General features: G+C 60.6%; 10 protein-coding genes and 1 pseudogene. 8 read left to right on the plus strand and 3 right to left on the minus strand.

Going from position 1 to position 15,129, the window contains the following annotated elements:
- Positions 1-3: 3 nt before the first annotated feature.
- Positions 4-1,323 carry an aromatic ring-hydroxylating dioxygenase subunit alpha gene (locus AC6H1L_RS01765; protein WP_497599843.1) on the minus strand — a complete coding sequence of 440 codons (1,320 nt, stop codon included), beginning with the start codon at positions 1,321-1,323 and terminating at the stop codon, positions 4-6.
- 271 nt (positions 1,324-1,594) lie between these two features.
- Between AC6H1L_RS01765 and AC6H1L_RS01770 the strand changes: the two genes are divergently transcribed.
- From AC6H1L_RS01770 to AC6H1L_RS01790, 5 genes are all read left to right on the plus strand, one after another.
- Positions 1,595-1,858, plus strand: coding sequence for a hypothetical protein (locus tag AC6H1L_RS01770; RefSeq protein WP_497599844.1), 264 nt, complete (start codon positions 1,595-1,597; stop codon positions 1,856-1,858).
- A gap of 11 nt (positions 1,859-1,869) precedes the next feature.
- Complete coding sequence (locus AC6H1L_RS01775; protein WP_497599845.1) at positions 1,870-2,124, plus strand: hypothetical protein; 255 nt, start codon at positions 1,870-1,872, stop codon at positions 2,122-2,124.
- Positions 2,125-2,897: 773 nt separating this feature from the next.
- Entirely contained in the window at positions 2,898-3,794 is an 897-nt protein-coding gene (locus AC6H1L_RS01780) for a class I SAM-dependent methyltransferase (protein WP_497599846.1), read from the plus strand.
- Between the two features lie 1,069 nt (positions 3,795-4,863).
- The gene (locus AC6H1L_RS01785) at positions 4,864-6,912 is read left to right on the plus strand and encodes a DUF6461 domain-containing protein (RefSeq protein WP_497599847.1); all 2,049 of its coding nucleotides are present in this window, start codon (positions 4,864-4,866) and stop codon (positions 6,910-6,912) included.
- 336 nt (positions 6,913-7,248) lie between these two features.
- Complete coding sequence (locus AC6H1L_RS01790; RefSeq protein ID WP_497599848.1) at positions 7,249-7,665, plus strand: metal-sensing transcriptional repressor; 417 nt, start codon at positions 7,249-7,251, stop codon at positions 7,663-7,665.
- Between the two features lie 690 nt (positions 7,666-8,355).
- Here the strand turns inward: AC6H1L_RS01790 and AC6H1L_RS01795 are convergent.
- Positions 8,356-9,048: pseudogene (locus AC6H1L_RS01795) on the minus strand (MgtC/SapB family protein); the annotation flags it as partial.
- Between the two features lie 154 nt (positions 9,049-9,202).
- A complete protein-coding gene (locus AC6H1L_RS01800) occupies positions 9,203-9,457 on the minus strand; it encodes a hypothetical protein (RefSeq protein ID WP_497599849.1) in 255 nt (84 codons plus the stop codon).
- A 1,880-nt stretch (positions 9,458-11,337) separates the two neighbouring features.
- Between AC6H1L_RS01800 and AC6H1L_RS01805 the strand changes: the two genes are divergently transcribed.
- From AC6H1L_RS01805 to AC6H1L_RS01815, 3 genes are all read left to right on the plus strand, one after another.
- Complete coding sequence (locus AC6H1L_RS01805) at positions 11,338-12,981, plus strand: NRAMP family divalent metal transporter (RefSeq protein WP_497599850.1); 1,644 nt, start codon at positions 11,338-11,340, stop codon at positions 12,979-12,981.
- 349 nt (positions 12,982-13,330) lie between these two features.
- Positions 13,331-14,683 (plus strand): NRAMP family divalent metal transporter, encoded by a 1,353-nt coding sequence (locus AC6H1L_RS01810; protein WP_497599851.1) that lies wholly within the window; start codon positions 13,331-13,333, stop codon positions 14,681-14,683.
- Between the two features lie 48 nt (positions 14,684-14,731).
- A complete protein-coding gene (locus AC6H1L_RS01815; protein ID WP_497599852.1) occupies positions 14,732-14,947 on the plus strand; it encodes a hypothetical protein in 216 nt (71 codons plus the stop codon).
- The last annotated feature ends 182 nt before the right edge of the window (positions 14,948-15,129 follow it).

Below are 15,129 nucleotides of genomic sequence, written 5' to 3' on the forward strand. Positions count from 1 at the left end.
CCCCTAGCGGCTATTGGAACACATCCACTCGAAGTAGGTCGTCCAGAAGTGCCGCTGGGCATACTCCGTATAGTCCACCGGATAGGCCTGCCCAGGTCCTGGCCAGTCCGTGAGCGGTTGCAGATGGTCCAGACCCATGCGGTAGTTCAAGGGGATTGTCCGGGCCAGCTGTCCCTTGGCCACCTTCGTGATACTTGACCAATTCTCGGTGTCATCTTGCTCAAGGGTGCCAGAGGTTCCGAACTGAAGCACATAAGCCCGGTACGAGGCTTCTTTCCACTCCTCTGGGGCATCCCGCTCCACGAGGTACCAGCTCCAGATCTCCATTCGGTCCGGCCCCAGGGGGCGCCATACCCGGAGAGTGAAGTAGGCTACTGGGGCGGTGCCCGGCATAATGCCCGGCGCGTTCAAGAAACTCACATTAGGAAAGAGTGTGGAGTGGCTTTGCCACAGGTCGTGATCCATAATGGCATGGTGGGCGGGCGTGAGATTGGCACGCATCGTCCCAACCAGATGCGGATAAAGCGCCGCGTATGGCAGGTTGGGAACGTAGCCGCCAGCCCAGGGCCCGACGATCGCCTGAGGGCCATCCTTGTGGAAATTGGCGTCGGGAACTGGCAAGATCCCAACCTCGACTGTGCTCCGGTGGGTGAAGGCGGTGTGGTAGGCGTCGCCGATGAAGTTATCTGCTCCAAGTTTCCAGTTAGCGGGAAAGATCCAGCGATCGGGGGCACCACGCACCTCTAAGCCAGCGGTGCTCTTCTTGAGGTAGAAGTCCAGATAGAAGGTCGCTTCCCCTAGATACTCTCGCAGCGGAATCGCTTCGGGGTCAAGGTTGGCAAAGAGGAGCCCCTCGTAACTCTCCAGTCGCACGCTGATCAGCGGCCACTCCCCTCGCTGGAGTCCCTCGGCCCCGTACACTTCCCGATGGAAGGGCACTCCGATTAGCTCCCCCGTGTTCTTGTAGGTCCAGCCATGATACGGGCAGCGGAAGAAAGCGGCATTGCCCGCCTCAGCCCGGCAGACCTGCATGCCGCGATGGCGACACATGTTGTAGAGGGCCCGAATTTCGCCGCTCTCCGTCCGTACAATGATCAGCGGATCATCAGCCACATAGCGCACGACGTAGTCACCTGGCCTGGGAATCTCCGATTCGTGCGCGACAAAATGCCAGGCTCGGGCAAAGATGCGCTCCTTCTCCAACCGGAAGATCTCCGGATCGCTGAAGAGACCAGGAAGCAGATAGGCACGCTGCAGAAACTTCTCCTGGGCGGTTGCCAGATACTCCTCTGGTCCGTGCACTCGCTGCGCGGTTACGGTCATGACAGCACCTCCGGTTCCAAGCGTCGTTGGCAGTCCTTAGCATTAAGGCGTTCCGTCTGCCATGCGGCTGACTCCAGCAACAGCGGCGAAGCTGGCAGCATCGATCAATAGCTGGCAGCCAGCAGGCAAGCACTCGGCCGTTCCCTTGGGGCCGTAGGGTCATCCCATCTTACATACTAGTATACTAACATTTTAGTATTCGACTGTCAAGGCTCAGGCGAGAGCTTCGCTAGAGCTTGGTTTGATCTGTTCCTTAAAAAGCGTAGCCACAGTGATCGACGATGAGGGCATTTATCCCACGACGGCTGAGGGCCTGGCGAAATTGTGTCCGGTGCTGGAGCAGGGGACAGTTACTCCCGGCACCCAGACCCATCCCGCCGATGGCAACTGTGGCATGGTGCTGACCTCACGAGCGCGTGCCAGAGAGCTAAGCCGCGATCAGGCAGTCGAAGTCCAATGCCTGGCCTTTGGCCAAGCCCGGGCGAGAAAGGACTTTATGCCACAGGCAACCTTCTGGCCGCCCGGCAGGCGCTGACCGCGGCTGGTGTGAGCCTGCGAGAGCTGCGCGCTGTCAAGACGCATAATCCTTTTGCCGTCAATGATATCTACTTTGCGCGTGAATTGGGCCTTGCTCTGGAGAGCTTTAATCATTACGGCTCGCCTCTGGTGTTCAGTCATCCACAGGGACCGACTGGGCTGCGCCAGATCATTGAGCTCATCGAAGAACTGATCATGCCCGGAGGCGGCTGCACCGCTGGAGATACAGGAACAGCCATAGTTGTGCACGTCGATCTCCATTGAGGGCCTGGGATCTCTCTCGACCTGGCAGTCTGGCACTGCTTCTTAGAAGAGCAGTGCCAGACTGCCAGTCCTCTCTCCAGCAATGATCAGGCGATCTGGCGGATGATGAAAGATGATGCTCAGTGAAGCCGGCTTCTTGGGAAGTCAGCTTCATGTCCATTCGGTCTATCAGACCGGCTCGCTCGCCCATTAATCCGGCCACTGGGGCAGGCGCGGAGCCGTTTGAAAAGCCCGCCCTGGAGAGGGGATAACGGGCAGAGCGGGGCCAGGGAAATCGGGGACTCACCACTCGTGCTCTCTGAGTTGCTCTCGCCGGGCCAAACCGCTACCAGTGCGGTGGGCCTCTGGTCGCGCGCGATAGGGCCTGCTTCCCTCCCCCGACACATGCTCCAACACTAGGCAGCGCCGCATCCAGCGTGGTACCACCTGAGTTCCTGGCAGGTGCGGCTCCAGTTCTCCAGAGCGCACGCTCCTTCCTCTGGCAGCAGCGGCGATGCTGCCTGCGCTTTACAGGATAATGCCTTCCCCTGATGGCGCAGGACTGCCCTGAGCCCGAGCAGCGAAACGAAGCTAGAGCTACTCCACCTGCCCGGTCGAAGTGGACCTGGTCGTCCCCTTTTCTGCGGTGCGCGCTGAATGTTACAATACCAGCAGGGTAATCAATAAGATACCAGAGGGCCTGACTGGAAGAAGCGGTTCAGGGGACAGGAGAGCAACACGCCCCCCCGGCAGGACAAAGAGGCCCCCAGTGCAGCAAGAGAGGAGCAAGTGCGATGACCACACCCGACAACACCTACCCGATCGATCCCGAGCACGCCGGCGAACTGGCCCGCCTGATGCAGCAGGATCGCCTGCTGACTGAGGCGATGGGCGGCCTGCTGCCCGAGGAGGGGATCAGCCTCCCAGAGACCGGTCGTGTCCTCGATCTGGCCTGCGGCCCCGGCGGCTGGGCCTTAGAACTGGCCTTTCGCTTCCCCAAGGCGGAAGTCCTCGGGGTCGACATCAGTCCGCAGGTGATCGAGTACGCCCGTGCCCAGGCCTGGTCACGTGGCCTGAGCAACGTTTCCTTCCAGGTCATGGACGTCATGGAGCCGCTCGCCTTCCCGGACGGCTCCTTTGATCTCATCAATGGCCGCCTCTTGTGCGGCTTCATGTTACCGTCAGCCTGGCCTCGGCTCGTGCAGGACTGCTTTCGGCTGCTCAGGCCCGGCGGCGTCCTCCGCCTGACCGAGACCGAGGGACCTCTCACGAGCAGCCCGGCCACCGAGCGCTATTTGCACCTGATCTGGCGTGCCCTCCAGCAAGCCGGCCAGAGCTTCTCTCCCGATGGCCGCCACATTGGCATTACGCCGGTGCTACCGCGGCTGGTGCGTCAGGCCGGCTTTCGCGAGGTGCGATTGCGCGTCACTGCCATCGAGTGGTCGATGGGCACGGAGATGCACTATCCGGTTTTCAAAGATCACCTGATTGCAATGGAACTGCTGCAGCCCTTTCTGGTGAAGATGCAGCTGGCTAGCAAAGAGGAGCTGGAGCGTTTGTACCAGCAAGCACTCGCCGAGATGCAACAAGAGGATTTCTGCGCTCTGTGGAACCTGCTCACCGTCTGGGGGCGCAAACCCGCGCCAACGACGGAAACCTGCTCGGGGGCTTCCTCCGCAGCCGGGGAATAGCGCTGGGAGGGGGCCGTCTCGCCAGCGCGCCTGTCCTGCCCAGCTCTGCGCCGCAGCCCAGGCCCATAGTATACCGCTCACAGAGCTGGTGCCAGAGGTTCCCCAGGCTCCTAGAGGCTTTTCTCTGTCAGTCGGGGTAGTCCCGCTGGCGCAGGACGGAGTACGCAAGCAGACGAGCAGGGTGCCCCCAGGCAGTGGCGCTGAGGGCGGCGACGCGGCGGGGCCAGCCAGCTCACCTGCGCTTCGGTTCTGCTGGCCTCGCTGTTCAGCCTACCGCGAGACGCAGTCAGGATCAGCTCCGACAGTTGCGCCGCTGCCACGTGAGCCAGGAGTTCAGTCCGCGTGTTCTCGTGGGTGCAGGCAGGTCGAGGAATCAGGCGTGCCTTCGATGAGGTCTTCTTCTATTCCTCGGCTTGAAGAAGCGACTCCACCCCTGGAGCCTTTTTCTGTTTTCATCCTTGGCTTCAAATAGGTCTCGATGATCAAAAAAGGACACCTGCATGGAATGGAGATGCCCTCTGAGAGCAGAGGCCAGGCGGCCCTCGGGGTGCGCCAGATCCGCAGAGCCTGGTCCCTGTCAGCGAGATGGGGTTGAACTGGAGGCAGCCAGGGCAAGAAGGACCTTCGTATGGAGGCGCTGAGTTCGGCCCCCGCGTCCCTGCTCGAGCCAGACACCTGATCTGACCTGGACCTGCCAGGGAGGAGCCGTGGTCTTCTTCGGGGGACGCAGAGGGGCAAAGTCTGAGGAGCACAGGCAGAGCAGAGCATAACGGAGAGAGGGAGATGAGGCCAGAAGGCAGCGCGCGCAGATGCCCGCAGCCGGGAAAGAGAGCAGCGCACCTTGAGCAGTGGGACTCTCTCATGACATCGCTGAGCGGCTCCTCGACCGAGACTCGTTCTGGATCGCCGTGGTTCCCTAGGGATGGTCACGTCTCTGCCTGGAGCGGGAGTTGCCCGTCAGCCCTGCCTCGCTTGGGCCTGGCTGGAACCAGTCACCTGGTAGATCAGTCCACACACAGGTGGATGCCTCCCCACACTTGCACGCAAGACCTCTGGAGGTGAGCACCCCATGCACGAGGAAGCAGAAGCAGAGAGAGCGTGGCCCTGGGACTGGCAGGAGCTGGGGATCGGCAACCTGCTGGCGGTACGTGACTGCTCCTCAGAAGCGCTGATTCGCGCCTCTGTCGAGGCGTATGGCTACGGTGGAAGGGAGCCGTGGCCCGGCAGGGGGTGGCCTGCCAGGATTGGGAAATGGCTGACGGCCGCACAGGTCTCCCAGCAGCTGCCCTCAGCCTGCTGGGTCCGCATCGGCCAGGTGGGCGCCTGGGCCGTGGCCCTCTACAGCAGCGAGCTGGGAGGTGGGCTGGGACAGTCCTGGCTGCGACAGCTCTCCAGCGGCAGGGAACTCGTCTCCCTCGAAGCAGGAGGGTTCTGGCAAGCTGATCAACGGCTGCTAGAGGATGACTGGCTCTACTACGTGGATGGCGAGCTGGTGACCGCATTTGGGCTGCAGCGGGCGTACGAGCGCTGGGGGCGTGCGCCCGATCGCTTCCTGGTGGCGATGCGGCAGGTGGGGCTGCCAGTAGACGGCTCCATCCCTCCACAGGAGCCGGGAGAGCGCCTGACCAGTGAGGGCGGCAACGTGGCTGCCAGCCGGCTGCGCCGGGCGGCGCTGGCGCTGCTGGATCAGGCACTGGGCTTGCGGCTGCCGCGCGCAGTGGTGGCTGGGCCCCTCCTGACCATCCCGCTCTCGGAGTGGCACTGGGTCAGCGCTTTGCTTGGCGCGATCAATCTCGCGCTGTGGTGTGTGCGGGAGCAAACGCCCGAGCAGCTGCTGAGCGCGTTGGGGCTTGATCCAGCGACGGCGCGGCTGGAGCAGCCAAGCGTGATCGATGAGGAAACCGTTCGCGCCGGACGTGTCGGGGCCTGGGCCTTTGCCCTTGACTTCAGCCTGAAGGCCGGCTGGGACCCGTTGTGGGGCTGGGATCAGACGGCTCAGGCGCTCTCGAGGGGAACTGAGGTGGCGCTGTTCCAGACCAATCCCAAGGTCACCAGCCTGGCCTACTTTGCGGAGGGGACAAAAGTGTGTGAGTTCGAGCCGTACTCCTCCTGCTGGCGCTTTGGCAGCGAGCCAGACCGCTTTGTGGAGCAGATGCGACAGATCGGCCTGGCGGTTGATCCTCCCAACCAGCCGGACGAGAGCGCCGCCCTGGCGGCGGCGCTGGCGCTGCTGCGGCGGGGGCTGGACATCCCACTGCCGCAGCCGTTGCTTGAAAGCCCTCTGCTGACGGCCCCGCTGTCGGCCTGGCAGCGGCGCGAGGATGAGGAAGCATTGCTGATGCTGCTCCTGGTCCGTGGAGCTGACCCCAAGCACCTCCTGCACCGCTGGGTCACCTGGTCCGGTGCTGATCCTGCTAGCGCCCAGGTCCTGGCGAGAGAGGAGGCGTGGGCACAGCTGCCGGCTCCGTCGGCGACTTGGCTGCGGGCCGGCTGGGCCGGGGAGTGGGCTGTGCTTGTGGTCAGCCAGCAGCCGCCAGCCGACTGGCAGCAGCAGCCGCAGTGGCTGCAGGGGCTGGCAGCGGAGACCGAGCTGATCGAGCTGAGCAGGCACGTTACACACGGCCTCTGCACGAATGGTCTGGCCTACTATGGCAACGGTGAGCTGGTGACGGCCTTTAATCCGGTGCATCCGGAGGTCCGTTACGGCCAGGACCCAGACCGTCTGGTGGGGGCGATGCGGCACGTGGGCTTGCGGATCGAGGCGCCGCTAGAGGAGGAGGCAGAGCGGGACCAGTACGCGCCCACCCCTGAGCTAGCGGCGCTAGAGGTGCTGACTCGCGCACTGGGCATCCGCCTGCCAGCCGCGGTGGTCGAAGGTCCTTTGCTGACGGCCCGCGTGCTGCCTGCTCAGGGCTCAGCGAGCGGAATCGGCGTGGCAACCAGGCCAGGGGTATGGTGCTTGAAAAGCTGTCCCAGCCTGAAGGTCCCCAAGGAGCCAGCGCGCACAGAGATTGGGGGAGTCGCCGACAGTCCAGCAGGTGATGGCATCTACCAGGTGAGCGCTCCGGAAGGAAAGGAGCCGGCTTGCTGTCTCGCTCAGCGAGAGCAGGCACACTGAGGACGTTGTATCGCCTCATCGCCTGCCATGAGGCCGGACTGATAGCCGCTGGGGAGATCGCGCCGGGGGAGAGGCACTGGCGCCAAGGGAAGCTGCTCCACCGAGAGTCCTCAAAGGAGGGGGGCCTCAAAGTGTGTTGCGGCTCGTCCTGCATGAGCGCCAGGAGGGAAGAACAGCAGAGCCAGATCCTATCTGCAGCGTCTCCAGGAGAGGAGTCTGAGCGCCTCTGCGCTGTCACTTGACCCGGAGGGTAAGAGCCAGTACACGGGAGCATGCGTCGATCTTGAAGAGGAGCAGCCAAGCACCAGCTTGTCCGGCAACGGACGAGGCTGCCCTGTGAAAACACAACAGCTCCTCACGCGTGAGGGTACCGCCTATCGTCTGGCGTGCCTCGCTGTTCACGCTCAGGGCCTCAAGCGCCTCCGTGAAGAAGGAGGAGATGACCAGCAGATGCTGACTCAGATCGCTGCCGTCCGTTCTGGTCTGAATCGGGTGGCGCAGGCTATTCTCGAGCAGTACCTGCATGAGCGCATGCAGAAGGCCTTGGCGCAAAGGGATGCCTCTCTGGCGATGCACGTCCTTCGTGAGGCGCTTGATCGGCTCCTGTTCTCGCGGCAGGGCCCACGCCGTTCATCTCGCCTCGCCCTGCCAGTGCATATTCTCGCTGGTCAGCAATCAGCTCGGGAAATGACACCCAGGGGAGAGAGCATGGTCCGCGTCACACTGATTTCCTCCCTCCATCTGCAGCAGTGACGCTCTAATGTTCCCATGAACTCTGACCAGTCCAGCAGGCACCCTACTGCTTACCATCTCTTTATGATTTGAAATATTCGCTCTGAATCTGACAAGTTATTCCTCCTATCAGGAATGATTCTTCTCTTGCTGGATGCTCGGATGAGATCTCACTACTCTTTTATAGCAAAACATAAGAAAGAAACCATTTAATTCATTCATGGAATGATATATAGCTTAATAATTTAATGATTGATGACTCTTCTCTGTTCCTACTCCTACACGAAAGGCACCTGGCTGGCAAGTGTGGAGGCGACTGTTCGCTGCCGTCACTTTCATCTGCTTTTCTTGCTCCTGTTCCTGCCCGGCCCGGCAGTCCGCTGGCTCACGACCAGGAGCAGGGTGATGACCAGGAGCGGGAATATGAGGGTAAGCAGCAGGACGAAGGCACTAGCTGGGGCTAGCTTTTGCCAGGGGACCACCAACACTGCCAATGCGACTGGAGCCAGCAAGCGAAGGAAGATAGCCCAGTGGCCCCAGCTGGTGGACCGTTTCAGCTGAGTAGCTGGTTTTCCTGTCCCAGACATCAGCTCACCTTTCTCTCCCGTCGGTTAGATCGTCCAGGCTAGGGCTGCGGACTGGCTGACCGATCAGTGCTGTCAACGGCTCTGCGAGAGCATATGTCATCTGTTCATCACTTTCTTCGTCGGCAGGGTGCGCTGCGCGAATACTCCAGCGAATAGCAGAGACCGAAGGCTCCAGGCTCAGCCGTGCTACTAGCTGTTCAAGTGCCTGAGTTTGCTCTCCTTCGCTCTGCAGCTCAGCGCGCACCGTCAACCGTCCAGGATCAGACGCATCCTCGCTCTCCAGCGACTGCAGCACCAGTGGCCCTCCCTGGATCTGCTGCAAGAGCAAGGAACGAATGGGAATTTCATGCTCGCTGGTACACGTCAGCTGCACCTGATAGTGCAGCAGCAGCTTTCTTCTCTCTCGCCGCTGGCTTTGCCGGTTGATCCGCGAAGCGAGCGGACGCAGCATCAGATTGACGGCGACGATAATAAAGGCGCTCAGTCCGGCCAACCCTGGCTGGCCCATCCCTGCCAATACTCCTGTGGCTGAGGCACACCAGAGTGTTCCCGCAGTGTTAAGGCCGCGGACGTTGAATCCATCGCGCAGGATGACTCCAGCGCACAGGAAGCCAACGCCAGAGACCACCTGCGCAGCAATGCGGGTGTCAGTGTTCGTCAGCGCCGTTGCCAACACAAACAGGGCCGATCCTAGAGCCACAAGGGCATTGGTTCGTAGCCCTGCGGTACGCTGGCGATACTGGCGCTCCCAACCGATGAGGACGCCGCACAAGAGGGCCGCCATTACCCGTATGACGAACGTGAACAGCAGTGCCATCATGCTCTCCTTTCGGCTTTCCGCAGAAGCCAGGCCTCACGTGATAGTCCTCTTCCACAGGGGCGGCGCACTGGGACTTGCCTTGCCCTGCATGCTGGGGGGTGAGGCCAGACTGCTCCGGTGTAGTGCTGAGGCCAGCCCAGGCATAGTGTTGCTAGTCAAGGAGGACGGCTCCCCTGTCTCTGCTGGTCAATAACTGGATCAGCCGCCGTGTATCGTGATCACTCATCAGAGGGAGCAATCGCGGATGCATGATGATCAACAGAGCGGCCAGCCGTTTCAGCCGGCTCCAGCCCGAGGGCTGGGTCGTCTGCCACAGCGTGCCCTGTGCCTCCTCTTTGCCTCCCTCGTAAGAGGGGGTAGGCTGTACCGTGGCTGAGGTCAGCAGTAGCTGCGTTATCTGCTGCATGAAGGTTCCTCCTCGCCTGAGATGAAGATGGATAGCCAAAGAAGGGAATAGCTGGGACAGGCCAGGAGCAGACTGCCGATCATCCAATCTGGGTATTCAGGCAGGTTGGGAAAAGGCAACCAGGCAACAATGTGTAAGCACCAGGAAAGAGAGGCGACAAGCAAGGCACTGGCACGCCGCATCACATTGGCTCCGTGGTGCTCTTGTCAGAGCTGTAAGAAACGTCGTGCGATAAAAGCTAGTGCCGCTGCTCGTCTGCCATCTTCCAGCTATTCCAGTGTTACAAGGAAGATAAACTAGCCTTCTGCAGGCCAAGAGAGGGATAAGCACCCTCCTGGTGGGGAGGGGCAAATCCTTTCCTCATGCCGCGGACACCTGCTCTCAAACCGTCCATTGCGGGCATGAGGTATGAGGGATCTGCACCTACAGGCGAGAGGCCTGGACAACTCAGCAGGGAGCCTTGTACCCGCAATGGAGGAAGGTTGCCTTTTCTTCAGAGCAGACTCTACCTGGACTTCCAGGGTCAGCCTCCATCGCTGCAATCCTTTCCTCTTCTGTTTGGGTTGACACTCTCGTGAGAGAAACTGACTCCGATCTGAAGGAAGTTGCTCTTGCTCATATCCCCCGGTGGGGGATATGAGCAAGAGCAAGTATAGCCGTTAGCATAGGGAGCTGTCAAGTGGCGTAAAGTCACTTTCTCCTGACGGCCCCTCGAATCTCGTGAGGAAAGCCATGATCGTACAGCAGGAAACTTCTGTCTCCGCCGCCTCGCGAAAAGAAGGAAAGAGGAAGACCGACAGGCAGCAGCGAGCCAGGCACGTCCTTGACGGGCGGGCTAGCTCTGGTCCTGCTAGCCAAGATAGGCCCGTCGCTGCAGCGGTCTCCGTTCGAGTTCATCTTATCGTTGACGTTGGACGGTCTAAACGTGGCCCCCGTATTAAGGAGTCACAAACGATGTCTATGGTTCTAGGAGGAAGAGATACGGTGAAAGGCGCATGACCACCTCCGCGCACTACAGGTAGACTCGATCTGGAAGACGCGCGAGAGGACAGTGATTGATTGAGGAAGAAGAGCGAGTCCGCTGACCAGTCAGGTGCCTCCTGATGCAAGCTATGCCTTTGTCCAGTGAGATCGGGGTAAAGCCTGGCTTCCTCATCAGTTGCTCTTGACAGGGTCCTACCTCGCGGGCTATACTTCCTAACGGAGAAAATCCCCCACCGGGGGATAGGGATAGAGATGGCACCACTGGCAAAGGTACCGTCTCCTGTCGCTCCATCTTCGACCCAAACAGAGGAGGAAAGGATCACTTCTATGGAACCTGACCCTGGAAGTCCAGGCATAGCCTGTCCTGGAAGGAGAGCAGCCCTCCTCCGTTGTGGGTGCGAGGCGTACTCTTGAGCAGCGTTCATGTTCAGCTTCCTCACGCCTCCTACTCGCAACGGACAGTCTGAGGGCGAGCATTCAAGGCGTGAGGAAGGAAGCTCCCCTTGGGCAGCGTACGAGGGCGTATCCGCTCGTTACATATTGTGCTGTGTGTGGTTTCTGCGGAGCGCTCTTAGCATTGCGCTGCTGGTGTTTCCTCTCTCACAGGTCTCATCTCGAGCGTTGAGAGCCAGCGGAAGGAGTAGTCTGTGCTCTACAGCCCTGGGAGCTCTCTACAAGCGGCGCAGCAGGATGATATGGAGTTGGCCTGGCAAGGCCAACCATAGAGGCTTGCGGGCTAGCTGAGAGGGCCGTGGGGGCGAGCTCGTCTCTCGCGCGATGGTGGGGTTGCCTCTCCTTGCCCGTCTCACTTCTCCGAGCGGGTTGACTGGCCAGTGCCTGGCTTGTCCTTGCTGCACCTTCTCTGGAGGCTCAGGAAGATATCAAGGAGGAAAGCAATGCAGCAGATGACAGAGCAGCACCTGACCACTGCCACGGCGCAGCTAGACGCTGCCCACGTGGGAGACATTCAAGGAGCATGGGGCACCCTGTCGCAGACCACGCAGCCGCCACGCCGTGGCTGGCTGAAACGGCTGATCGCCCTGCTCATCATCATGGGGCCGGGACTGGTCACCATGATTGGTGATAACGACGCTGGCGGGATTGCCACCTATACACAGGCGGGGCAGAACTATGGCACGAGCCTGCTCTGGACCTTGCTCATTCTGATCCCGGTCCTCATCGTCAACCAGGAAATGGTCGCCCGTTTGGGGGCCGTTACGCGCGTTGGTCATGCCCGACTGATCTTCGAGCGCTTCGGCAAATTCTGGGGGGCCTTCTCCTTCTTTGACCTCTTTCTCGTCAATTACCTGACCCTGGTGACCGAGTTCATCGGCTTCGCGATGGCCCTCAACTACTTCGGAGTCAGCCCGCTGATCTCCATTCCTGTGGGCATACTCGGCCTGATCGCGATCGTACTCACTGGTAGCTTTCGCCGCTGGGAGCGGGTCATGTGGATCAATTGCCTGGTGAGCCTGCTCATGATCCCCATTGCCCTCCTGCCCCATCCGGCCTGGGGGCCCATTCTGCATGATACCTTCGTTCCCGGGGTCGCTGGCGGCTTAAACGGCAACGCGCTGCTCACGATCATCGCCATTGTTGGCACAACGGTGGCTCCCTGGCAGCTCTTCTTTCAGCAATCGAACGTTGTAGACAAGCGCATCACCAGCCGCTGGCTGAGCTATGAGCGGCTCGATACTATCATCGGCAGCATCTTGACCAATATCGAGGCCGCGGGCCTGATCATTGCCGCCGCGTTTGCCTTGGCCGGAACCAGGTACTTTGGCAACTTTATTGATGCGGGAACAACGGCGAGGGCCTATGCAGCGCTAGGCCATCCCCTCATGGGAGCCCTGTTAATGATCATCCTGCTCAATGCCTCGATTCTGGGGGCCTGTGCCGTCACCCTGTCGACAGCCTACGCCGTCGGTGATGTCTTCTCGGTGGCCCATTCCTTGCATCGCAGGTTTCACGAAGCCAGACTCTTCTACAGCGTCTACATCCTGCTCATCGTGCTGGCAGGGGGATTGGTGCTGATCCCCAATGCCCCGCTGGGTCTGCTGACCTTCGCTGTCCAGGCCCTGGCCGGCATTCTCTTGCCCAGCGCGACGGTGTTCCTGGTGCTGCTGTGCAACGATCGGGCGGTGCTTGGGCCCTGGGTCAATCGTTTCTGGCTCAATGCCGTTGCCGCGGTGATCGTGGGCTTACTGGTGGCGCTCTCCTTCATCCTGGCCATGACGACCCTCTTCCCTGCTGTGGATGCGATGCTGCTGACCAGGGTGGTGTTCGCTCTCCTGCTAGCTGCCCTGGTGGTGCTGGGTCTGCTGGCGGCAGTTCGACGTCTGCGTCGGGGTTCCGATCCCGAGCTGGCCGCTCTCTTGCAGATGAAGAAAGAGGACTGGCAGATGCCGCCCCTCCAGGAGATTCCACGCCCAGCCTGGTCGCTGACACGCTGGGTTGGGATGGTCACGCTGCGAGCGTACCTGATTGTGGCCATAGTGCTGCTGGTGGTCAAGGTGGTGGAGCTGGCTCTTGGCCACTAGCGAGACGGTTGGTTCAGCCTGGCGTCTTGCTCCTTCTCTCCTGCCTGCTGTTGGGAGAGAAGGAGCCTCTGCTCAACCGGGTGCTCGCGCCTGGCCTCTATAGGCCTGGCAAGGCTGCTGACGCTCCCCTAAGATCAAGCCGCTTCCAGTGCCATCTTGGCTCGTCTGCCGGCTCGGGAAAGTGTTTGCACGAGATCGTGACGACCTCGTGCTTTTCTCTGCCTATCTGTTTTTAGAAATTCAAAAAATGATATTACATCAAGCAAAATTTAGGAGCAGTGCACGGAGCGGCCTGCGGGCCGTAGGCCGATAGATGGTCCGGGCAGTTGCTCCGCAGGAGGTGAGAATCATGGCCCATACGATGCTGTCATCGTCGCAAGAGCTGCCTCCAGTGACCAGTGAAGACCTCAAACGGGCCCGTGATCGGCTGCGCGTCGTGCAAGCGCGTCGTCATCGCTGGGGGAAGCTCTCTCTGCTCTGGCTCCTGATCGGCCCCGGTCTGCTAGTGATGCTCGGGGAGAACGACGCGCCCAGCATGCTCTCATATGCTGCGACGGGGGCCACCTACGGCCTTGGCTTTTTTCTCCCGTTCATCCTCTTGACCTTTATCATGGCCTTCATCGTGCAGGAAATGACCGTACGACTGGCGGCGGTCACACACCGTGGCCATGCCGAGCTCATTTTTGAGCGCTTTGGGCCGTTCTGGGGCACGTTTGCCATGCTTGATCTGGCTGTAGGCAACCTGCTGACCCTGGTCACCGAGTTCATTGGGATTCGGGCTGGCCTGGGCTTCTTTGGAGTTCCGCCTGTGCTGGCTGTGCTACTGGCCCTTGCGGTCATCGTCCTGGTCGTTCTAACGCGCCGCTACTGGACCTGGGAGCGGCTCAGCCTGGCTTTGGCGCTCTTCAATCTGGTCTTCATTCCTGTGGCCGTACTGGCCCATCCTGATCCCAGCCGGCTGATGGAGGCTTTTCTGACCGGACGCCCTTTCCCGAGCTGGGATAAGACGACGCTTTTACTCGTACTGGCGGATATCGGAGCGACGGTGACGCCCTGGATGCTCTTCTTCCAGCAAAGTGCAGCGGTCGATAAAGGCGTGACGGGGCAAGACATTGCACACGGACGCCTCGATACGGCTCTGGGGGCCTTACTGGCTGCTGTAGCTGGTATTGCCACGGCCATTGCCACCAGTCCCCTGTTCGTGCATCATATCAATGCCTCCTCGTTTGCTGGGGCGGATTTTGCACGGGCTCTCCTGCCATACGTTGGGCGTCTTGGGGCCTCGCTCTTTGCGCTCGGGATTATCGAGGCTGGTCTGTTGGCGGCAATGACAATCGCATCTTCCTCGGCCTACGCCTTTGGGGAAGTGACGAGGCAACCGCATAGTCTCAATCGGTCACTCCGTGAGGGCTGGCCCTTCTACAGCGTGCTCCTGCTGGCGGCTGGACTGGCTGCCACGCTGGTCTTAATTCCCCATGCCCCACTGGAGTTTATTGTCCTCATTGTCAATGTCTATGCGGTCCTGTCTATGCCACCGGCGCTGGTCTTTCTGACGGTGCTCGTCAATGATCGCGATATCATGGGAGAGCAGGCCAATGGCCCGCTAGCCAATCTGCTGTCAGTGACGGTGACGCTCTTTATCTGCCTGGCCGGCCTGGCGTATGGGATCGCCACCGTCTTTCCTGGGCTGCTCCCATCCTAAGCAAGAAGGGACTGAGGGAGATCTGACTCGATGAGAAAGGAGGAAGGAATGGACGAGCTCCAACCACAGCCAGTGAACACAAAGCAAGACCTCTCCTGGGTGCGCGAGGTCCTTGAGCCTGATCAGCTCGTCGAGAGCAAGGTGCCATTGGGACGACGCCGGCTCGGACCTGGACTGTTGGTACTGCTCTGGGTGCTGCGCATCTATGTGCTGGTCATGACGGTGCTCATCGTCTATCAGGTCTGGCAGGCACTGCATCCCTAGGAAGGAGATGAGAGCGATATGCCATGAAGGCGGAAGCGGTGGGACATGGCGTATCTCTTCCGCCTCGTGGCAGCTCCCGCTGCTGAAGGGCGGGCATGACTGGAGAACCGGTCTGATTGCAGTGGAATGGTTAGCTTGACCGGCTGCTGAAGAGAGCGCTATGCTACGGTTGCGAGCATTGC

The sequence above is a fragment of the Thermogemmatispora argillosa genome (assembly GCF_059696725.1).

Coding starts and splice junctions, on each gene's coding strand:
- AC6H1L_RS01765 (WP_497599843.1), bottom strand. CDS start 1,323: ATGACCGTAACCGCGCAGCGAGTGCACGGACCAGAGGAGTATCTGGCA.
- AC6H1L_RS01780 (WP_497599846.1), top strand. CDS start 2,898: ATGACCACACCCGACAACACCTACCCGATCGATCCCGAGCACGCCGGC.
- AC6H1L_RS01785 (WP_497599847.1), top strand. CDS start 4,864: ATGCACGAGGAAGCAGAAGCAGAGAGAGCGTGGCCCTGGGACTGGCAG.
- AC6H1L_RS01800 (WP_497599849.1), bottom strand. CDS start 9,457: ATGCAGCAGATAACGCAGCTACTGCTGACCTCAGCCACGGTACAGCCT.
- AC6H1L_RS01805 (WP_497599850.1), top strand. CDS start 11,338: ATGCAGCAGATGACAGAGCAGCACCTGACCACTGCCACGGCGCAGCTA.
- AC6H1L_RS01810 (WP_497599851.1), top strand. CDS start 13,331: ATGGCCCATACGATGCTGTCATCGTCGCAAGAGCTGCCTCCAGTGACC.
- AC6H1L_RS01815 (WP_497599852.1), top strand. CDS start 14,732: ATGGACGAGCTCCAACCACAGCCAGTGAACACAAAGCAAGACCTCTCC.